17 protein-coding genes and 1 pseudogene are annotated in these 20,056 nt (G+C 48.2%); 6 read left to right on the top strand and 12 right to left on the bottom strand.

What is annotated here, in order from left to right; translation table 11 throughout:
* The first annotated feature begins 11 nt into the window (after nt 1–11).
* Together HUX64_RS13140 and HUX64_RS13135 are read left to right on the top strand one after the other, a co-directional pair.
* Nucleotides 12–236 (top strand): formate dehydrogenase subunit delta, encoded by a 225-nt coding sequence (locus HUX64_RS13140; RefSeq protein WP_174626679.1) that lies wholly within the window; start codon nt 12–14, stop codon nt 234–236.
* Between the two features lie 168 nt (nt 237–404).
* Nucleotides 405–1,289, top strand: a complete 885-nt coding sequence (locus HUX64_RS13135) for a carbon-nitrogen hydrolase (protein ID WP_174626678.1) — start codon at nt 405–407, stop codon at nt 1,287–1,289.
* A 39-nt stretch (nt 1,290–1,328) separates the two neighbouring features.
* Here the strand turns inward: HUX64_RS13135 and HUX64_RS13130 are convergent, their stop codons facing one another.
* Both HUX64_RS13130 and HUX64_RS13125 read right to left on the bottom strand, forming a co-directional pair.
* On the bottom strand, nt 1,329–1,643 hold the full coding sequence (locus HUX64_RS13130; RefSeq protein ID WP_174626677.1) for an H-NS histone family protein: 315 nt from the start codon (nt 1,641–1,643) through the stop codon (nt 1,329–1,331).
* 132 nt (nt 1,644–1,775) lie between these two features.
* Nucleotides 1,776–2,609 (bottom strand): DUF2914 domain-containing protein, encoded by an 834-nt coding sequence (locus HUX64_RS13125; RefSeq protein ID WP_174626676.1) that lies wholly within the window; start codon nt 2,607–2,609, stop codon nt 1,776–1,778.
* Nucleotides 2,610–2,758: 149 nt separating this feature from the next.
* Here HUX64_RS13125 and HUX64_RS13120 point away from each other — a divergent pair, with 149 nt between their 5' ends.
* The 4 genes from HUX64_RS13120 (at nt 2,759) to HUX64_RS20475 (ending at nt 8,861) form a co-directional block, all read left to right on the top strand.
* Nucleotides 2,759–5,584, top strand: coding sequence for a 2-oxoglutarate dehydrogenase E1 component (locus HUX64_RS13120; protein WP_174626675.1), 2,826 nt, complete (start codon nt 2,759–2,761; stop codon nt 5,582–5,584).
* 1 nt (nt 5,585) lies between these two features.
* The gene (gene odhB / locus HUX64_RS13115; protein WP_174626674.1) at nt 5,586–6,896 is read left to right on the top strand and encodes a 2-oxoglutarate dehydrogenase complex dihydrolipoyllysine-residue succinyltransferase; all 1,311 of its coding nucleotides are present in this window, start codon (nt 5,586–5,588) and stop codon (nt 6,894–6,896) included.
* Nucleotides 6,897–6,900: 4 nt separating this feature from the next.
* On the top strand, nt 6,901–8,346 hold the full coding sequence (gene lpdA, locus HUX64_RS13110) for a dihydrolipoyl dehydrogenase (RefSeq protein WP_174626673.1): 1,446 nt from the start codon (nt 6,901–6,903) through the stop codon (nt 8,344–8,346).
* Between the two features lie 209 nt (nt 8,347–8,555).
* Nucleotides 8,556–8,861, top strand: a complete 306-nt coding sequence (locus HUX64_RS20475) for an SfiI family type II restriction endonuclease (RefSeq protein ID WP_425484266.1) — start codon at nt 8,556–8,558, stop codon at nt 8,859–8,861.
* Nucleotides 8,862–9,289: 428 nt separating this feature from the next.
* Here the strand turns inward: HUX64_RS20475 and HUX64_RS13100 are convergent, their stop codons facing one another.
* From HUX64_RS13100 to HUX64_RS13060, 10 genes and pseudogenes are all read right to left on the bottom strand, one after another.
* Nucleotides 9,290–11,470, bottom strand: a complete 2,181-nt coding sequence (locus HUX64_RS13100; RefSeq protein WP_174626671.1) for a family 2A encapsulin nanocompartment cargo protein cysteine desulfurase — start codon at nt 11,468–11,470, stop codon at nt 9,290–9,292.
* Complete coding sequence (locus tag HUX64_RS13095; protein WP_174626670.1) at nt 11,457–12,392, bottom strand: family 2A encapsulin nanocompartment shell protein; 936 nt, start codon at nt 12,390–12,392, stop codon at nt 11,457–11,459. The genes HUX64_RS13100 and HUX64_RS13095 overlap by 14 nt, the downstream gene beginning before the upstream one ends.
* 132 nt (nt 12,393–12,524) lie before the next feature.
* Nucleotides 12,525–13,463, bottom strand: coding sequence for a serine O-acetyltransferase EpsC (gene epsC, locus HUX64_RS13090; protein WP_174626669.1), 939 nt, complete (start codon nt 13,461–13,463; stop codon nt 12,525–12,527).
* On the bottom strand, nt 13,460–14,437 hold the full coding sequence (gene cysK / locus HUX64_RS13085; protein WP_174626668.1) for a cysteine synthase A: 978 nt from the start codon (nt 14,435–14,437) through the stop codon (nt 13,460–13,462). Before cysK ends, epsC begins: the two co-directional genes overlap by 4 nt.
* Before the next feature lie 331 nt (nt 14,438–14,768).
* Nucleotides 14,769–15,191 (bottom strand): DUF6691 family protein, encoded by a 423-nt coding sequence (locus HUX64_RS13080; protein ID WP_174626667.1) that lies wholly within the window; start codon nt 15,189–15,191, stop codon nt 14,769–14,771.
* A 10-nt stretch (nt 15,192–15,201) separates the two neighbouring features.
* The gene (locus HUX64_RS13075; RefSeq protein ID WP_174626666.1) at nt 15,202–15,618 is read right to left on the bottom strand and encodes a YeeE/YedE family protein; all 417 of its coding nucleotides are present in this window, start codon (nt 15,616–15,618) and stop codon (nt 15,202–15,204) included.
* A 36-nt stretch (nt 15,619–15,654) separates the two neighbouring features.
* A complete protein-coding gene (locus HUX64_RS13070; RefSeq protein ID WP_174626665.1) occupies nt 15,655–16,953 on the bottom strand; it encodes an OmpP1/FadL family transporter in 1,299 nt (432 codons plus the stop codon).
* 367 nt (nt 16,954–17,320) lie between these two features.
* Nucleotides 17,321–17,824, bottom strand: coding sequence for a chromate transporter (locus tag HUX64_RS19775; protein WP_246247016.1), 504 nt, complete (start codon nt 17,822–17,824; stop codon nt 17,321–17,323).
* A gap of 54 nt (nt 17,825–17,878) precedes the next feature.
* Nucleotides 17,879–18,543: pseudogene (locus tag HUX64_RS19770) on the bottom strand (chromate transporter).
* A 158-nt stretch (nt 18,544–18,701) separates the two neighbouring features.
* A complete protein-coding gene (locus HUX64_RS13060) occupies nt 18,702–19,601 on the bottom strand; it encodes a LysR substrate-binding domain-containing protein (RefSeq protein ID WP_174626664.1) in 900 nt (299 codons plus the stop codon).
* Between the last annotated feature and the right edge of the window lie 455 nt (nt 19,602–20,056).

Below are 20,056 nucleotides of genomic sequence, written 5' to 3'. Positions count from 1 at the left end.
CAACGCTAGCGATGAAAATTCAAAGACTGATCAAAATGGCTAATGATATTAGTGATTTCTTTAATGCTGAAAGCGACAAAGAGCTTGCAGCGGAAGGCGTAAAAAAACATATATTACGATCCTGGGATCCCAGAATGCGCAAGGACATCATTGCTTATTTTCAACAAGACGGCGCAGCATTAAGCGCTCTAGCCAAGGCGGCCTTGGCAAAGCTTAATACTAACAACATTGACTGAACTTATTCCTGCGAAAACTAACAAATTTGCCGGCAAAAAACAAATAATCCCTATTACAGCCAATTGCTCTATTAATCCAGCCGGATCAATCGTTGTTAAAGTTAACATAAGCTCACTACAGACGATAGCTAAGCCCAATTTTTAAGATAAGGTTCACTGTATCCGGTCATGAAATCAACCTTAATCATCAGCGCGGTTCAACAGCCTTGTAATGCAGACCAACAGACAAATCTTGAATTGTCTGTTGCAAAAATTCATGAGGCTGCTGCTGCAAATGCGGATCTGGTGGTATTGCCTGAACTGCATTTAGGTCCGTATTTTTGTCAAAGCGAAGATCCTGATAACTTTAATCTCGCTCAAACCATTCCCGGACCGAGCACTGAAATTCTCTCAACAGTGGCTAGAAAGCTCGCCATTGTTATTGTCTCGAGCATCTTCGAAAAAAGAACGGCCGGACTTTATCATAATACCGCCGTTGTTTTTGACAAGGATGGCAGTATGGCCGGCACATATAGAAAAATGCATATACCGGATGATCCGGGTTTTTATGAAAAATATTATTTCACTCCCGGTGATACGGGTTTTAAGCCCATAACAACTTCTATCGGTAAATTAGGCGTTTTGGTTTGTTGGGATCAGTGGTTCCCTGAAGCTGCAAGATTAATGGCTTTAGCGGGAGCAGAAGTATTAATTTACCCTACCGCCATCGGCTGGGATTTGCAAGATACCGCTCAAGAGCAAAACCGCCAACTGGATGCCTGGTCTACTATTCAGCGTTCTCATGCAGTCGCCAATGGACTGCCGGTTATTTCCTGTAATCGCGTCGGTTTTGAAAAAGCGCCGGACTCAGAAACAGGTATTAACTTCTGGGGTAATAGTTTTATAACGGGACCGCAGGGAGAAATACTCACTAATGCCGATGAATCGGAGACAAAGCTGCTGGCATGCGCTATTGAACGCTCAGGAACTGAGCGGGTCAGGCAAATTTGGCCTTATCTGCGTGATCGCAGGATTGAAGAATACGGAGATCTAACAAAACGTTTTATAGATTAAGAACCATAATTTAAAAACTCCTAATGTTCGCTCATTTCTCTATACTTCAAACTCTGAGCGATCATGGCCTGCCTTTAACAGGATTTTCATCCAATTCGGCGTAACTCCCCGACCAGTCCAGGTTTTCTCAGGGTCTTCAGGATGACGGTATTTAACAGGAACCTTTACCCCTTTTCGCGCCGATCTTTTATCAGTTTCGTAAATTTCAACCGTAACGTTAATTGATGCTGCTAATTCCTTAATCTGCGCTATCACTTCCTTACGCTTGTTTGCCTGTTTGTTTTTTAACGCCTTTTCTGCATTTTCAATGACAGCCTGCAATTCATTTTCGGAAAGATTTTGATACTCGGTCATTCTACTGCTCAACAATTAAAAGCTCTTATTTATATATTATCATAATTCAATATAGTGCTAGTTATTACTATAATCTGATATTAATATAATCAAATATTAATATATGGCTTTTTTGAGTCAGTGCGCCGGCTGTTATTTAATTAAAATAACCCTAAAGTCTTTTTTATTTAACAGTTGCTTCCTGGCATTAACCAGCTTTACCGCCCAATTACCCCTATCTTTATAAGTTAGTAACTTATGACTTGAAGCTCGCCATCTGTCCGCCGCTATAATCAATACCTGGCTGAACACAAGTTTACCATTACGAAACCACTGATGATAAACCTTATCACCTTTCATCTTTATTAATTCCGTAAAATAATAAACCGGTGTAACTTGAGTTCTTCTCACTTTTACAGTGGTGGTTATTTCACCTACCGGTTCCTTATTATTAATTTTATAAGTTAATAATGCTCTAGCTACATTCTTATTGGCTATAGCAGTCCCGGTACTCTTAATAACCTTATTTTCATTAATTATACCTGCCTGTTTTTTACTAATCTCCTCAATTTTAATATCTGTAATTGATGTATCCTTTTCTTCTGCTGCTTTTGGTTTAACGGGTATTCTAGTATCATTAATATCTATTGAGTCTCCACTTGCTATCGGCAATTCTTCCTGAGTTTCCTTAATTCTCCGCGCAGCTTCCTTTCCAGGCATCACCCCGTTTACAGGTGCCGTTTTTGTATCAGGTCTGATCGAAACAGTTGCGGAAGAATCGGCCAGATTATCGGCATCTTTCTTGGGCTCCCCCCTATGCATAAAAATGAATAAAGCTATTATAATCATCAGGACAAAGCTGATAGCTAGCCATATTCGCTTATAATTCCATTCTGTTATCATCCCGGACCCAGAGCCGTGGTCTTCCACCTTTTTTCCATATTTGGGATATTTAACTTTAATTACAATATTCTTTTTATTTGCCATCTATAATCAGCCGTACTTAGAAGAAGCATTACAATCGCCTTTGCTGTTAAAATAACTTACATTATAGTCAAACAATGTGTAATACCTTTGGTAATATACCCATTCAATCCCCAGTAAAATAAATACGTGCAAAAAATCGGACATCCATAATGAGTGAATTACTTAAACTTTTCCAGGATTCTTCAACTCTTTACGGCAGTAATGCCGGTTTTGTTGAAAGCCTGTATGAACGATTTCTGGCAGATCCTGAATCAGTTGATCCCAGCTGGCAAAAAAAATTCACGGAGATCCATGACGGAGCCGTTTATGAAATTCCGCACAGCCCGGTAGTTGAACGGTTTGCTCAGCTTGCCATTAAATCTCATGGCCGACTGGCCGAGTTACAAGGCTTTACCGAAGAAAGTGTAAAAAAACAATCTGCTGTGGCCCGGCTGATTAATCACTACCGTGTACGCGGTCATCAAATTGCCCATAATAATCCGCTAGGGAAAACCGCATCCCCGCCGCCCGACTTTGATCCGGCTTATTATGGCCTCGCCGAACCCGATATGGATACGCTATTCGATACCGGAACGCTTTATGGCCTTGACCGCATGCCTTTGCGTGACATTATCGCCAGCCTTAAAGAAATTTACTGCGGCAGTATTGGCTCCGAATACATGCATATAGTTGATACGACTATTACCCGCTGGATAAAAAACCGTCTGGAAAGTTCTAGAGACAATCTCAATATAGACCCTGAAAAAAAACGCTGGCTACTAAAACTGTTGACCGCTGCTGAAGGCATAGAAAGCCATTTACAGAATAAATTTGTTGGTCAGAAGCGTTTCTCTCTGGAAGGCAGCGAATCTGCAATTCCTATCCTCGATGAACTGATTCAAGGCTCGGGAGATAAAGGCGTTAAGGAAGTTGTTATCGGTATGGCCCATCGAGGCCGCCTTAATGTGCTGGTAAACATTTTGGGCAAAAGCCCTGCCAGCCTGTTTGAGGAATTTGCCGGAACATTTATTCCGGCGCCGGGCGTTATTTCCGGCGATGTAAAATATCATATGGGTTTTTCTTCCGATATTGCTACACCCGGAGGGCCAGTCCATTTAACCCTTGCCTTTAACCCGTCTCATCTTGAGATTATAAATCCGGTAGTTGAAGGCTCGGTAAAGGCACGGCAGGATAGAGCCGGGAAAAACGGCAAAAACACTGTCATTCCCGTATTATTTCACGGGGATGCGGCTTTCTCCGGTCAAGGTGTCGTCATGGAAACCTTGAATATGTCCCAGACACGTGCTTTTGCCACCGGCGGGACAGTTCATATTGTTATCAACAATCAAATTGGTTTCACCACCAGCAATCCTCTTGACGCGCGTTCTACGCTTTATTGCACCGATGTCGCGAGCATGATTCAGGCTCCGGTTTTTCATGTGAATGGCGATGATCCAGAAGCCGTCATTTTTGTGACTAAACTGGCGCTGGACTTTAGAATGACATTTAATAAGGACGTGGTTATAGAACTTATTAGTTATCGCCGTTTAGGACATAACGAAGCGGACGAACCTGCCGTCACCCAACCTGGAATGTACAAAAAAATTCGCAAACATAAAAGCGTGAGGAAGATTTATGCGCAAAAACTCATTAATGAAGGACTTATTACTTCGGAACAAGCCGCAGAGATGGAACAGGAGTATCAAAACCTGCTGGAAGCCGGTCAGGTAGTGTCAAGACCGGTTTTAGCCAATGAAACTTATACCTATACCACGCAATGGAATCGATACCACAATATAAGTTGGGATACGCCGGCAAATACAGCTGTTCCCATGGATCAGCTGCGGTTTTGCAGTGATAGAATGCAGCGTCTTCCCGCAGGTTTTGAATTACACCCGAGAGTGGCCAAGCTCATGGATAACCGCAGAAAAATGGCCGCAGGCGCGATGCCTCTGGACTGGGGTTTTGCTGAAAATATGGCTTATGCTACCTTGCTCATCGAAAAATACGCTGTCCGTCTGACGGGTCAGGATGTCGGTCGAGGCACCTTTTCCCACCGTCATGCCGTATTGCATAATCAAATCAATAATAAAACTTATACTCCTCTTAAACATCTTGTTCCGGAGCAAGGGCAGGCCCAAATTTTTGATTCTTTACTCTCGGAAGCGGGCGTATTGGGTTTTGAATACGGCTACAGCACCACCATGCCCAACACTCTGGATATATGGGAAGCTCAGTTTGGCGATTTCGCCAATGGCGCCCAGGTTGTAATCGATCAGTTTATCAGTTCCGGTGAAACCAAGTGGGGCCGCTTGTGCGGTCTGGTCATGTTATTGCCGCATGGCCTGGAAGGTCAAGGGCCGGAACACTCGTCCGCCCGGCTGGAACGCTATTTGCAGCTCTGCGCGGACCATAACATGCAGGTTTGCTACCCAACCACGCCTGCACAAATATTCCATCTGCTGCGCCGCCAACTGCTTCGTCCGTATAGAAAACCGTTGATCGTTATGAGTCCTAAAAGTTTGTTGAGACATAAACTGGCAGTGTCCACACTTGAAGATCTTACCAGCGGCCAATTCCAGCCCATTATCGGCGAGTTGGATGATGTAAATTCCAAACAAGTAACCCGATTTATATTTTGCTCGGGTAAAGTCTATTACGATCTGCTGGATGCTCGCCGTCATGACAATCTTAAACACGTCGCTATTGCCCGCATCGAACAGCTTTACCCTTTTCCTTCTGAATTATTTAAGGCGGAAATTGCCAAATATCCCAACCTGAAAGATTTCATCTGGTGTCAGGAAGAACCCAAAAACCAGGGCGTCTGGTATCAATCGAATCACCATTTTACCGACAATCTGGATCCGCATATCAAAATTGCCTATGCCGGGCGCGCAGCTTCTGCAGCGCCTGCCGTCGGCCATTTCCATGTCCATATAAAACAGCAGAAAGCTGTCGTTGAATCAGCCCTATACGGTAACCCTTCAGGAAAATAACATGAGCATTGAAGTCCTAGTTCCCCCGCTGCCAGAGTCAGTTTCAGACGCCACATTGATCAACTGGCACAAACAGGCAGGCGAAACCGTTACCAAAAACGATAATCTTGTTGACCTTGAAACAGATAAAGTGGTTCTTGAAGTTCCTGCCCCTGCAACAGGCACCGTCAGTAAAATAATCAAGGAAAACGGAGCAATCGTCACTAGCGGTGAATTACTGGCAGTAATTGAGACTCAAGCAGGTGCGAGCCCGCCAAAAATCGACAATGAAAGCCCGAAACTTGAAAGGGTTGAATCCGGGGAAGATAATGAGTCTAAAACCGCAGAGCATGAAGAAAGCGACACGCCGTTAAGTCCTTCTGTACGCCGGTTAATTATGGAAAATAAACTTGATCCAGCACAGATAAATGGGACGGGAAAAGACGGCCGCTTGACTAAAATGGATGTTCTGGATTATCTGAACAAGCAAAGCTCTGATAAAGCTGCAAACATTGCTTCTACTGAAGCAAAACCGGAAACCGGTGAAGATCAAGCCAAACCTGAAACTGCTAAACAGCAGGCGAAGCCGGAAACCGCTAAAGAACTCGAACCGGCAGCGCCCGCTTCAAATCTGCGCCCGGAACAGCGGGTTGCGATGACCCGGTTAAGGGCCAAAGTTGCTGAACGTCTGTTGCAGGCCCAACGGAATGCGGCAATGCTGACTACCTTTAATGAAGTCAACATGCAGAGCGTGATTGATCTGCGCAACCAGTACAAATCCAGATTTGAGCAAAAACACCAGGTCAAACTGGGGTTTATGTCCTTTTTTGTTAAAGCATCCATTGAGGCTTTAAAACGCTTTCCTGCTATTAATGCTTCCATTGATGACAATGATATCATTTATCATGGCTATTATGACCTGGGCATAGCAGTCAGTACGCCTAGGGGCTTGATTGTGCCGGTATTGAAGGATGCCGATCAGCTCGATTTTGCCGGCATTGAAAAAAGCATTACCGACTTCGGCGAAAAAGCCCGCACCGGCGCATTAACCTATGAGGACTTAAAAGGCGGCACTTTTACCATCACCAACGGGGGTGTATTCGGCTCGATGCTTTCCACGCCGATACTTAACCCGCCTCAGTGCGCCATTTTAGGCATGCACGCCATAAAGGAACGGCCTGTTGTAGAACAGGGGCAAGTGGTCGTCAGGCCGATCATGTATCTGGCCTTGTCCTATGATCACCGCCTCGTCGACGGCCGCGAAGCCGTACAGTTTTTAGTTACCATCAAAGAATGCCTGGAAGCGCCCGCTCACCTACTTCTTAACATTTAAGACTATGCCAAAAAAGCAAACACATTACGATGTTATCGTTATTGGCGGAGGGCCCGCCGGTTATGTCAATGCAATCAGATGTACGCAGCTCGGTTTAAAAACCGCCTGTATTGACAGCTGGCGTAATAAAAAAGGTCAGAGCAGTTTAGGTGGCACTTATCTAAATGCAGGCAGTGTTTCATCCATGGCGATGCTGGAATCAGCAAAAATTTATCGCTTGCTGAACCAGGATTTGAACAAGCACGGAATTTATGCTGAAAATATTTCCATAGATATTCCGCAAATGGTTCAGCGCAAAGACAAAATAATTGAGGCGCTCAGCCATAAAATTGCTGATACTTTCTCTCATCACAAGATTGACCGCTTTCATGCCAAAGCCAGGCTGCTTAATGCGCGGCAGGTAGAAGTAATGCCGATTGATCATTCAGCAGCATTCCTCCTGGAAGGAAAAAATATTGTTCTGGCCACCGGCTCCTCGCCGATTGAACTAGCCTGCGCACCGATTGACAACGAACTTATCCTGGACCCTACTGCCGCCTTGAATCTTGATTCAGTGCCTAAAAAATTAGCTGTAATCGGCGCAGGCATCATCGGTCTTGAACTGGCCGGCATCTGGAGCAGGCTTGGAGCTCAAACCATTCTGCTGGAAGCCCAGGAAGCATTTTTAACTTTAACCGATCAGCAAATTTCGCGGGAAGCTTATCGTATCTATACGGGACAAGGCCTGGATATGCGTTTGGGTGCACGGGTAATTTCTACAAAAAAAGGCGGCAGGAGAGTCGCAGTAGAATATCAGGATAATGATGGAACTCATTCCCTGCGTGTAGATAAACTCATTGTGGCGTCCGGACGGAAACCCAATACTGACTCCTTAATCGCACCGGAAGCCAATATAGAGCTTGATGAAAACGGCTTTGTGTTTGTCAACGAAAATTGCCGCACGACCCTGCCCGGCGTTTATGCCATAGGCGATTTGACCTTGCTCGGGCCCATGATTGCGCATAAAGGCGTAGAAGAAGGGATATTTGTCGCAGAACAGATTGCCGGACTTCATACGCCTATCAACTACAAAATCCTTCCCAGCGTTATTTATACCGATCCGGAAATTGCCTGGGTAGGGCAAACGGAACAGGCCTTAAAAGCCATGGGCGAAAACATCAAGATCGGCATTTTTCCGCTGCACGCGTCCGCCAGAGCACACACCCTGGATAGAATTGACGGCATGGTTAAAATCATTGCTCATGCGGAAAAGGACACCATACTGGGCGTTCATATCATTGGCCCCCATGCCTCTGAGCTGATTTCCGAAGCCGTGCTGGCCATGGAGTTTTCCGCCAGCAGCGAAGATCTTGCCAGAACCATACATGCCCACCCCAGCCTTTCCGATGCCCTTCATGAAGCAGCGCTTGCGCTTAAAAAAAGAACCTTGCATTTGCCGTTGGCTAAATGATATTCGGCGTTACAGGCAAGGCGCACGCAACCTGATATAGCTGAACATAGCTCCTGCTTATGCCGAATTGAGCGATAGCTTAACCGTGATTTACCCGAAAATCTAGTCTTACAATTTAGGACGCTATAAGTGATATACCTAAACAACAGCGGGCCATATATAGAATTCTAAAAGATAAGCATGACAGAGAAAAATGCCGATAATCTCTCATTGGAAGAGGGAAGAATTATCTAACAACAACCTGTCTTGTTCATTTTATGTATGATGATATTCGATTTGAGCATCATCTGCGCGGGATTACCATAGCAGCCATACCTAATGGCCGTTTACAAGACAGGTATAACCCAACGGTTGATGAAGGGATTGGGTTAGTTGGCAGAAATGCTCCCTCATTGGATGAAGATTTTAGGGTAAGAGTTAGCTTTAGCAGATTACGTTTAAGGGCTGCGTGGCGCGTTCAAACTCTTAACTATGATGAAATAACTCAGGAGTGCACGGGATCATGGCAGTTGTAAATATTTCAAAGCATCTTTTTCCAAATGAAATTTATCATGGGGATTCAAGATTCTTGTTAAAAAAATAGAGCCTGGATCAATTGCTCTTAGCATAGGGTCACCACCGTATCATGTTGGAAAGGATTACGGAAAAAATTTGACCTTTAACGGATGGAAGAGTTTACTTCCAGTTCGCTACAAATTGAGCACTGTGCATTTGGTTTTAGTAGGAGGCCGGGCATGCTTTTTATGCCCGACATTTCCAAGATTCAGCTTGGCAAATATTTTGATATGTTTCCGCCCCCGTTCCATCGCCGGACCCTGTAATGTTGGGCAACGATAAAGCCGTAAAGCCGTTGCCCAACCTCTTACAATTCGTTTTAGAACCGGTTCCCATGCAGAGAGCGAGAACCGGCAGCAATAACGGAAGCGTCACATAGGCACAGAAGTTAAATTCTTTTACCTCCCTGGATCTGTCTAATGGTACTGACCAGACGATCAATTTCTTCATAGGTATTGTAGAACGCCAGTGAAGGACGCACCATGCTTTCCAGACCAAAACGGCGTAAGATAGGCTGTGCGCAATGATGGCCGGTGCGTACAGCAATACCCACCTTATTTAATGCCACGCCAATATCTTCATTGCTATATCCTGCCAGCACAAACGATAACGCGCTGGTTTTTTCCGCTGCAGTGCCGATTAAACGCAAGCCGGGGATGCTCTTGAGCGCCTCCATTCCGTATACCAGCAACTCATGCTCATAACGCGCCACATTATGGATACCGATTCTTGTCAGATAGTCAAGCGCTGTCCCCAAGCCTACGGCATCGGCAATATTGCCGGTACCGGCTTCAAAGCGTGTCGGAGCAGGCTGGAAGGTGGTTTTTTCAAACGTTACGTCATCAATCATGCTGCCGCCGCCTTGCCACGGCGGCATGGATTCGAGTAACTCTGCCTTGCCATATAAGGCTCCAATGCCGGTTGGACCGAATATTTTGTGCCCGGAAAATGCACACCAGTCACAATCAAGCGCTTGTACATCCACGTGCAAGTGCGAAACGGACTGAGCGGCATCCAGCAGAGCACGGGCGCCAACACGGTGAGCCATTGCTATTATTTCCTGCGCCGGCGTAACCGTACCAAGAGCGTTGGATACATGCGTAAACGATACCAGTCTGGTGCGTGAATTCAGCAACTTCTGATAGTCACCGAGCAACACCTGACCGCTATCATCAACCGGCGCTACGCGCAGCTTCGCTCCCGTAACCTCGCACAGTAGTTGCCACGGTACAATATTGGCATGATGCTCCAGCCAGGTGATGACAATCTCGTCACCCGTAACGAGATTTTGCCGCCCCCAGCTTTGCGCAACCAGATTGATGGCCTCTGTGGTGCCACGGACAAAAATAATATCTTTCGAGGATGGCGCATTCAGAAATCGGGCAACCGTATCCCGCGCTTTTTCATAAGCATCGGTCGCCCGCGCCGCCAGTTCATGCGCCGCGCGGTGAATGTTGGAATTCTCGTGCTCATAAAAGTACGAAACCCGGTCAATCACCACCTGCGGTTTCTGGGTCGTCGCCGCATTATCAAACCAGGCTAAGGGATAACCGTTGACACGTTCTTTTAGAATCGGAAAATCACGACGCACAGCATGGACATCAAAAGGCGGATGCGCAGAAGCAAGGGTTGGCGTTTGCGCATTCAAGCCGCCGGTTTTCAATTCATCAAGAAAATAAAATGATGAACCTGCGCTTGCCGGAATACTTCCGGAAGGCGCAGAAAACGCTGCGAAAAGCTTTTGCAATTCTACTTCACCGGGCAGACCATAGACCTCGGGTGAAAGACCTGCTATCAATAAAGCGTCCAGGTCAGCCAGTGAGCCAGTCAGAGCGGGCGGTGCCGTCGTTGTGGGAATGCCAGGAATCGAACTGCTCGTTGCACTTTTCGGAATTCTCCCGGTAGCCGTTGAATTTATAGCAAAAAGTTTTTGCAGTTCCGTTTCATAAACCGGTGAGGAAATACCCGTTTCCGCTGATTTTTCGCTTTCTGCCAGCGCTTCAGCAGTCAATTCGTTTGCCGCCGCCGCAGTGGGAATGGCAGGAATTGAACCGGCATCAACACTTCCTGGAATGCGGCTTCCGGAAGGCGGACGCGAAACCAGTAACTGTTGCAATTCAGCTTCTACAGGCAGTCCAAAGTCATGCGGGAAAATACCCGCCAGCACAGCCTGGTCCAGGCCTGCCAAAGACGATGTCGAACCGTTTGCTGTTGTTGAAGGCGGATTACTCAAAACAGGCCCGGTATCCAAGTGGTGAGGAACCTGCGCTAAAGACGGCTTACGCGGCGCGAACAACTGCCGCAACTCCGCCTCCCCCGGCAGAGCAAATCCTTGCGGAATAATACCTGTTACCCCGGATTTATCAATGCCGGCCAACGGTGAAGACAATCCGCCCGGTACTGCCGAAGCGACAATTCCAAGTCTCGAACCATCACAGGGCAAAGCTGAAAATAGCTCATTGGCAAGTTTAGTCAGCTCGTCTATATCGGGCAGCGATGCGGTTTGACCTAAAGTTTCGGTAATACTTTGTTGCGCTAGACTGGATTTGTCAAATTCACTCGTATTCATGGTATTTGCCTACTTCGACATTCTCGAGCGCCCCGAGCGCATCATCAGTCAGCACCGCCAGCGAGGAATACAGCGAGATAAGATAAGAGGCGATCGCTTTGTGATTGATGCCCATAAAACGGACTGAAAGACCCAGGCTCAGTTCGCCGGTCAGATTAGGCTGATAAAGACCTACCACGCCTTGACAGCTTTCACCGGTGCGTAACAGCAAAATTTTGCTCTTACCATCGGTAATTTTGATCTTGTCAGTTGGGATCAACGGCAGTCCGCGCCAGGTCAAAAACTGTGAACCGAACAGAGTGGTTATAACGGGCGGTACACCACGGTAGGTGGCTTCACGTCCGAAGGCTGCAATGGTCTTAGGATGCGCCAGGAAAAAGGCAGGTTCTTTCCAGACGCGGGATATTAATTCATCCAGATCATCGGGCGTGGGCGCGCCGGTGCCGCCTTTAACCGGCTGCACTACCTGTGAAGGCGCTACATTATTGAGCAAGCCGTATTCTGCATTGTTAATCAGTTCGCTTTCCTGGCGTTCTTTAATGGTTTCGATAGTCAAACGCAGCTGTTCATGAATCTGGTTATGCGGGCTGCTATACAAATCGGCGATACGCGTATGCACGTCGAGTACGGTATTGACTGCATTCAAGCGGTACTCACGACCCCATTCCTGGTAATCGGCAAACGTTTGCGGCAATTCTTTTTCATCGAGACTGGAGGTATCAACCAGCAGATCGGCTTCATTATCAACTTTGTTAACTCGATAAATACCTGCCTCAAGGGGCGTCCAGGGCAGCAGATGAACCAGCCACCGGGGGGTGATGGTTGACAGCATGGGGACGGTTTTGGTGGCATTCGCCAAGGTACGCGCGGCAACATCGCCTAACGCAGTATGTGATTGGCCTTGATGGATATCTTCGGGCATGATTTTTTCCTTTTGTGGTTGGTGAAATTAGCTTTGGTTTTTCCAATCTCCAGATCGGAAACTATTAGTTTTGGAAGCTGGAGCTTCCGGTTCTTGGAACTTCCGGACAAAAGCCCGGAGAATCAGAAAATTTCAAATTCCGGCTCCGCCATCGAATAATTCGCTGCGTACATGCGCCTGAGTGATATTGCTGTTTGGGGGTACGCTATGGGTGAGCCAGACATTCCCGCCGATGGTCGAGCCGCGGCCGATGGTTACGCGGCCCAAAATCGTCGCGCCGGCGTAAATCACCACATCGTCTTCCACAATGGGATGCCGCGCATTGCCTTTAACCAGCCTGCCGGCCTCATCTTTAGGGAAGCGTTTGGCGCCCAGCGTGACTGCCTGATACAAACGAACCCGCTTGCCGATAACCGCGGTTTCGCCGATGACCACGCCGGTCCCGTGGTCAATAAAAAAACTCTCATCAATCTGCGCGCCGGGATGAATGTCAATGCCCGTGGCCGAATTAGCAAGCTCGGAGATAATGCGGGCAACCAGCGGCGCGCCCAGCTGATAAAGAATATGCGCAAGCCGATGATGCATGATGGCATTGATGCCCGGATAGCAGACCAGAACTTCGTCAGGGCTTCTGGCGGCGGGATCGCCTTCGTATGCGGCTTGAATATCGCTGTCGAGCAACTTTCTTACCGCCGGCAACTGCGCGGCAAACTGACGGGCAATGTTAATAGCCCGCTCATGTTCAGCATCATCAAAACCTTGATGCCCGGAAATAAAATGAAGTTCACGGCTGATTTGCTTATAAAGCTTGCGCAGCAAAGTTTCGAGGGTATGACCAACAAAGTAATCGATGCCTTCGTCATTCAGATCGGGCAGCCCCAGACGATTAGGAAACAATACGGCGCCCAGCCCATCCAAAATGATATGCTGCTCTTTGCGTGACGGCAGTTTCGGCGGTTTATCGCGCCGGTTTCGAGTGTCCAGCGACTGCACCCTCAGATTACGCAATTGCGCAACGAGCGCATCGATACCCCAATCATACTTGCTGTTCAGATAGCTCGTATCGTTCATGCCGCCTTACCACTGGCATCGAAAATACCCTGGAATAAAGGCGAACTCAAATAGCGTTCGCCCGAATCCGGCAATATGACCACAATGGATTTGCCGACATGTTCCGGCCGTTTGGCAAGGCGAACTGCGACCGCGACCGCTGCGCCGCTGGAAATGCCGGACAGTATGCCTTCCTCCCTGGCCAGCCGTCGGGCGTAATCGATGGCTTCTTCGTTGTTGACCTGCTCGATTTCATCAACCAGGGAGAGATCGAGGACAGCCGGGATAAAACCCGCGCCTATGCCCTGAATTTTATGCGGTCCCGGCTTAAGCGGCTCACCGGCGCGATACTGTGACAGTACCGGACTCGCTGCAGGTTCAACGCCAACCGAAATGATCGGCTTGCCTTGGGTCTGCTTGATATAGCGCGATACCCCGCTAATCGTCCCGCCCGTGCCGATACCTGAAACAAAAATATCAATAGCGCCATCGGTATCGTTCCAGATTTCAGGGCCGGTTGTTTGCTCGTGAATGGCTGGATTGGCCGGATTTTTAAACTGCTGAAGCAGCACATAACGATCAGGATCGGAAGCGGCGATTTCCTCGGCTTTCGCAATCGCCCCGCTCATGCCTTTAGCGCCTTCCGTCAATACCAGTTTGGCGCCATAGGCAATCAGCAATTTGCGGCGTTCCAGACTCATGGTTTCCGGCATGGTCAAGGTTAAGGGAATGCCGCGCGCCGCCGCGACGAAAGCCAGGGCAATGCCGGTATTGCCGCTGGTGGGTTCAACAAGTTCCTTGCCTTGGCCCAGTAATCCCCGGCTTTCAGCATCCCCTATCATGGCCGCGCCAATGCGGCATTTGACTGAATAAGAGGGATTGCGTCCTTCTATTTTTGCCAGTATCGTGGCTGAAACGCCATCGGTGATGCGATTGAGCCGCACCAGCGGTGTTTTTCCTATCGAGTGGGAATTGTCTTCGTACCAATGTGGCATTACCGTCTCCTGTGTTTTATCGCTAAACTGATTGTTGCGGCTAAATTTTGGCCAAAAAAAAGCCAGCGGCCCTTTCGGGCTCACTGGCTTCCGGTTGTCCGGTCAGCTTGCTGATTTTTGTTTAAAAAACTTTACACGTTAGGTTTTGTCAAGCGTGTAAATCGGCCTATTAATTCTACATAAGGCAACTTGCAAAAATAATCCCTTGTAACAGGTGCCGCTGATTCGCAAATTATAAATAAATTTAATCTGTGAATCAGCGGCGGTTTATTTTTTGCGAGTTACCTAATCAGAGATTCCTTAAATCTCGCGGTTTCAACAGTAAAAAAAATTACCGGTCACGATGCAAACGGTTAAATAGAAAAAAGCCAATAAACATAGCACCGGCAAACACATAACTACCTGCCAACCCGGACGTTAAACCGATAAGCGCAGGTCCCGGGCAAAAGCCGGATAAGCCCCAGCCTATGCCGAATATCGCTGAACCGCTGATCAATTTTGCATCAACCCCTGCTTTCGGGTTTACACAAGCTTGCAGGTCTGTGTCTTGAATTTGCTCGGGTCGTTTGCGAATCAGCCGCTGCAAAAGCCCTAAAGTCAACAAGGCGTCGGCCATCACAAACGCTAGCGTAGGGTCCCAACTGCCTGCAACATCCAAAAAGGCCAGTACCTTGACCGGGTTAGTCATTTGCGAAATCACCAGGCCCAGCCCGAAAACCAGGCCGCTAATAAAAGATGAAAAGTTTGAATTCATTGATGATGCCTCAAAAGCCATGACGCACTAAAAATACCGTAATGCCGGCAGTGGTCATAAAAAGTAGGGTTGCTACAATGGAACGCACCGATAATCGTGCAATGCCGCAAATACCGTGGCCGCTGGTGCAGCCGCCGCCGAGGCGAGTCCCGTAACCCACCAAGAGCCCGGCGATGGCCATCACGGTTAAGGGTGCATCAATCTGTATATGCACAGTGCCGCCGAGCAATGTCCATAACGGCGCGCTGAGGACGAGTCCGGCCAAAAACCATAAGCGCCAGCCTGTATCTTGCTGCCAGGGCGGTAAAATGCCCGCCGCAGTTCCGGAAATGCCGGCGGTACGGTTATTGAAAAACAGCAGCATTGCCGCAGCAAGGCCAATCAATGCACCGCCGCCTAATGCTGATAAAATAATTAAATAAGTCACAAATAATGATCTCTAGTAATAAAACCTGCTATTGAATCAGAAACTCCGCGACCAGGCGAATTGACCGGACAATTGATACATTTGCAGCTCAATAGTCTGCCCCGGACTCAAGGGATTTTCTCCGGTCACAATCTTGGGAGGCGAATACATGAAGGCAAAACTGAGTTCGTCCTGGTCAGTTAAAGCATGGCTAAAACCGGTGGTTAAATGCCATTCCTGGACGCCGGGAGCCAGAATATTGAACAACACCTCTGTGCTTTCAATCGGTTGTTTACCATAACTCAAGCCGGCGCGCAGGATCCAGTTTTTGCTTTGTTGCCATTGTACGCCCAGCTTATAGATAGTCATGTCGTTCCAGCCGAAACCAGGGCCATGATCAGCCCCTAACGGGATTCCTTGCAAAAGCGGCTGCAGCGGATTGCCGACCGACTGGATTTCGCTGTAACGGATATGTTCGACATCAAAGGCCGTCGTTACCGCATTGTTTATGGCCCAGGATAGCCCGATATTAAAGCTGTCAGGAATATCGAAGCCGCCATGATCAGCAAACAGTCCAGCGTACTTATCGAATTCAGTCATGTAGATACGGCTTTTATAAGCGGCTCCCAAGCGCAGGCCTGGTAATAACTCGGCCTGACCGCCTACCCTGAAACCCACCCCATAGGACCAGTCGCGACCGGTATCGGACAGATGCTGGGGATCACTGGAAAAATTGCCAAAACTCGCAAGTCCTTTGGCTTTAAAAGTCTGTACCGCAAATATTGGCGAGACTCCAAGGGAAAAACGGCCATTCGCAAATGAGTGCGCATAACTGGGGACGATAAAACCTTGAGCCAAATCTACACCGGTGCTGCCGGCACAGAAGGTACCCCTGGCGCTGCTGGCCGGCGGACATAACGGGTTGGCAAAGTCTTCATAGTCGGTATTCATGCCGCCATTACCATAAGCCGTAAGGCCAACGCTTTGCTGGTTATCGATTTGGTAACTCCAGCCCAAAGTGGGTATAGCAAAAATGTCGCTTTCGCTGGTAACGGTGCCGGAATTGAGCGGAAAAATCGATGCCGGGGTTGGCCCGCCTTGAACAGTATATTGGCGAAGAGGACTAAAAAACTCCAACTCCACATCCAAACTGTTTCCAACATAAACCAGGCCTGCCGGATTAAGCGCGCCAGCAATTGCATCTTGAGAAAATGCCACACCGGTACCCGCCATTGCCTTGCTTCGTGCGCCGTAACCATGTGCAAAATAGCCATTAGTGGCATTGACAGCAAAGCTGCTTAAACTCAATGCGCTGAATAAAATGCCAGAAAATAGATTTTTTTGTAGAGGTGTCATAAATGTTTTTCTTAATTATAAAATTAAGCTGCATGCTACCAATAGTCATGCCTCGACTAAAACGATATTAATCGATATATAAATCTAATAATTAAATATGAAAAACGCTTAACATACCCTTGCTCTACGGCCTCAGGTTCGCGGCAAGCTTTGCCGGGTTCCGCGGCCCATGTGACGCCGCCCGCAGCAGCAGCGACAAATTCCCGCTGAGTGGTTTTATAGGAAAACGCCTACTGGAGCAAGCCAGGGTTTGACGAAAGTAAACAAAAATCCCGCCGCGCCCCAAACGGCGATGACCGGAACCACACCCGCTTGGTAGCGCAACAATGCCAGCAGCGCCAAAAAACCGATCAAGGCGGCAATAGCGTCAAACGGCCTGCGAAGCCTTGGGGCAGAACACGGGCCAGGCAAAAAAAGCCCCCAAGTTCAGGATAGCGCCAACCACGGCGGCGGTGATGCCGGTCAACGGCGCGGTATATTTCAAATTGCCGTGCGTTGATTCCACCAAAGGGCCGCGCGCCAAAATGAACAGGAAACTGGGCAGAAACGTGAAATAAGTTACAACGATTGCCGCCGTTGCTCCGGCGAGAAACAGCTGATCCGGTCCGAACAACGTTTTTGTCCAGCCGGCGACAAAGCCGGCGAAGGTGACCACCATAATCAACGGTTCCGGCGTGGTTTCACCCAGCGCCAGACCATCGATCATTTGCGTGGCGCTCAGCCATTGGTGATGCTCGACTGCACCCTGACAGACATAAGGCAATACCGCATAAGCGGCGCCGAAAGTCAGCAATGCGGCCTTGGTGAAGAACCAGCCCATTTGCGTCAATGCCTCATTCCAGCCGTATGGCCAGCACAAGTATCCGATCATGCCAGCCCACAAAATCAATCCCGCTACCGCAATTTTAAGCAAATGAGCCCAGCGTTACCGGGCATGATCGGGAACGGGCGTATCATCGTCAATCAGGGCCGGACCGAAGCTGTGCTTGGCTGCACCACGCCCTCCGCCGACCGCAAAATTATGCGGGGAGATGCTGCCCCCGATGGCGCCGAGCAGAGCCGCCGCCAACACAATCAGGGGAAACTGCGTATGAAAGACGAAGATGGCGAAGAAGGCTGACGCAGCCAGTGTCCGCAATACGCCGTTTTTCAAGGCTCGCGAGCCGATACGATAGGCCGCGAACAGAACAATAACGGTGACGGCGGGCTTAATGCCATAAAGCACGCCGGCTACTTCCGGCACCTCGCCAAACTGCATATAAATCCGGCTTAACAGGATCAATAGTAACAGCGACGGCAGGACAAACAATCCCCCAGCGATGACGCCTCCCCAGGTACGGTGCATCAGCCAGCCAATATAATCGCCAACTGTTGCGCTTCCGGCCCCGGCAATAGCATGCAGTAATCAAGCGCATGTAAAAAACGCCGTTCGGAAATCCAGCGTTTCTTTTCGACCAAATCCTGATGCAAAATGGAAATCTGTCCGGCGGGGCCGCCAAAGCTGATGAAGCCGGGTTTCAGCCAATACCGGAAGGCTTGTCCCAAAGTCACTGGTTGCGGAAGTGTTTGCGGGGGCTGCGGTTTATTCATGTGTCGTTTCCTGAAAAGGCTTGAAAAGGCAGCGTAATTTTTCCACTTCGGCGAGAAATTCATCATCACTTGACCTACTTTGCCGCATCCCGCCGATGAGCGTTCTTCGCCCTATTTGCAATTCCATTCGGCCCCCTATTAAGTAGGAATAATAAGACTCAATATTTAGTTTCCTTGGCGGCAATCAACAACTCGGCAATAAAGTGCTGACTATATGACGGCAAATAGTTATGTTTTAAATAGGCTATTTTGGTCCTTGAACCGGGAATGAGATGAGATAAATCCCGCGCCACCAAATCCTGGTCTGTCACATGATCGTAGGCCATCGCTGCGATGAGGCCGGCGCCCATCCCCAGGCGAACATAGGTCTTTATCACATCGGTATCCGCGGCCGCCAGCGTAATATCCAGTTTCAGACCGGTATTTTTAAAAGCGCTCTCGATATTTGACCGCCCGGTAAAACCAAAGCTGTAGGTAAGAATGGGAAAAGAGGCCAGGCGTTCAAGAGAAATTTCACCCTCGCTCAGCGGATGTTGGGGCGGCACCACCAGCGCATGATGCCATTCATAACAGGTTTCAATAACAAGATCAGTCACTTCATCGACTCTTTCTGTGCAGATGGCGATGTCCGCTTTACGCACGAGCAATTGATCAATCAGCTGGTCCGGCGACGACTGAACCATATAAATTTTGACACCCGGATATTTTTTTCTGAACCGTTGAATAGGCGCCGGTAAAAAATACTTGGCCTGGGTATGGGTGGTTGCAATGTGCAGAATACCCTGGTTGCTGTCAAGATAATCGGCGGCTATGTGTTGAATATTAGTCTTGGCTCCGTTAATGATGGCAACTTCTTGCATGATGCGCCTTCCGAGCGCTGTCAGGCCGATCAGTTTTTTACCCTGTCTTTCAAATAAAGGCGAGCCCAGTTCAGCCTCGAACAATTGCAATTGCCGGCTCACCGCCGATTGCACAATGTGCATTTTTTCCGCAGCTTTGGAAAGATTTAAATTTGTTTCCTGAAGCACACGAAGTAATTCAATTTGGCTCAAATTCATTTCCTGTAATGTTCCTTGTCGAAAATTGTAATTAATGCCATCGACCGGCTCATGATGCATGGTATCTTGTTGGTTTCATGCGTGAAGATCACTTCGGCCTCGTGTCCTGAGAATTCCTGTAGGTTAGCAGATGCAAAAATAATAGCAAAATTGCGGGGAGTTGCTATTTTTGCGAAAGCTTTTATGAGCCTCCCTGCCCAACAAGCGGCAAAATCACGCGACCGCTCATGCCTGCGGCAGCCCCAGCCGTTCCTTACGACTGCGCTCAGGACAGGCTCTGCTTCACTCGTCGGCTACCCAACCCGGGGTTTCCCATATCGTTCTCGCCATGATGATATGGACTCCTCCTTACCCACACGGTGTCATAAAATGCACCCAATGATATAACGGAGCAAAGAGGAGCCCGACATGAATAATAACGCAGTTGGTTTGGATATTTCAAAAAACGTTTTCCA

Source organism: Candidatus Methylobacter favarea (assembly GCF_902806695.1).
Classification (GTDB): Bacteria; Pseudomonadota; Gammaproteobacteria; order Methylococcales; family Methylomonadaceae; genus Methylobacter_B; species Methylobacter_B favarea.
The sequence above is the reverse complement of the archived record's forward strand: the minus strand, read 5'-3'. Positions and strand labels throughout refer to the sequence as shown.

Excerpts from the sequence above, each read along its gene's own strand:
- HUX64_RS13140 (WP_174626679.1), top strand. The coding sequence starts at position 12 with ATGAAAATTCAAAGACTGATCAAAATGGCTAATGATATTAGTGATTTC.
- HUX64_RS13135 (WP_174626678.1), top strand. The coding sequence starts at position 405 with ATGAAATCAACCTTAATCATCAGCGCGGTTCAACAGCCTTGTAATGCA.
- HUX64_RS13130 (WP_174626677.1), bottom strand. The coding sequence starts at position 1,643 with ATGACCGAGTATCAAAATCTTTCCGAAAATGAATTGCAGGCTGTCATT.
- HUX64_RS13125 (WP_174626676.1), bottom strand. The coding sequence starts at position 2,609 with ATGGCAAATAAAAAGAATATTGTAATTAAAGTTAAATATCCCAAATAT.
- HUX64_RS13120 (WP_174626675.1), top strand. The coding sequence starts at position 2,759 with ATGAGTGAATTACTTAAACTTTTCCAGGATTCTTCAACTCTTTACGGC.
- odhB (WP_174626674.1), top strand. The coding sequence starts at position 5,586 with ATGAGCATTGAAGTCCTAGTTCCCCCGCTGCCAGAGTCAGTTTCAGAC.
- lpdA (WP_174626673.1), top strand. The coding sequence starts at position 6,901 with ATGCCAAAAAAGCAAACACATTACGATGTTATCGTTATTGGCGGAGGG.
- HUX64_RS13100 (WP_174626671.1), bottom strand. The coding sequence starts at position 11,470 with ATGAATACGAGTGAATTTGACAAATCCAGTCTAGCGCAACAAAGTATT.
- HUX64_RS13095 (WP_174626670.1), bottom strand. The coding sequence starts at position 12,392 with ATGCCCGAAGATATCCATCAAGGCCAATCACATACTGCGTTAGGCGAT.
- epsC (WP_174626669.1), bottom strand. The coding sequence starts at position 13,463 with ATGAACGATACGAGCTATCTGAACAGCAAGTATGATTGGGGTATCGAT.
- cysK (WP_174626668.1), bottom strand. The coding sequence starts at position 14,437 with ATGCCACATTGGTACGAAGACAATTCCCACTCGATAGGAAAAACACCG.
- HUX64_RS13080 (WP_174626667.1), bottom strand. The coding sequence starts at position 15,191 with ATGAATTCAAACTTTTCATCTTTTATTAGCGGCCTGGTTTTCGGGCTG.
- HUX64_RS13070 (WP_174626665.1), bottom strand. The coding sequence starts at position 16,953 with ATGACACCTCTACAAAAAAATCTATTTTCTGGCATTTTATTCAGCGCA.
- HUX64_RS19775 (WP_246247016.1), bottom strand. The coding sequence starts at position 17,824 with ATGATCGGATACTTGTGCTGGCCATACGGCTGGAATGAGGCATTGACG.
- HUX64_RS13060 (WP_174626664.1), bottom strand. The coding sequence starts at position 19,601 with ATGAATTTGAGCCAAATTGAATTACTTCGTGTGCTTCAGGAAACAAAT.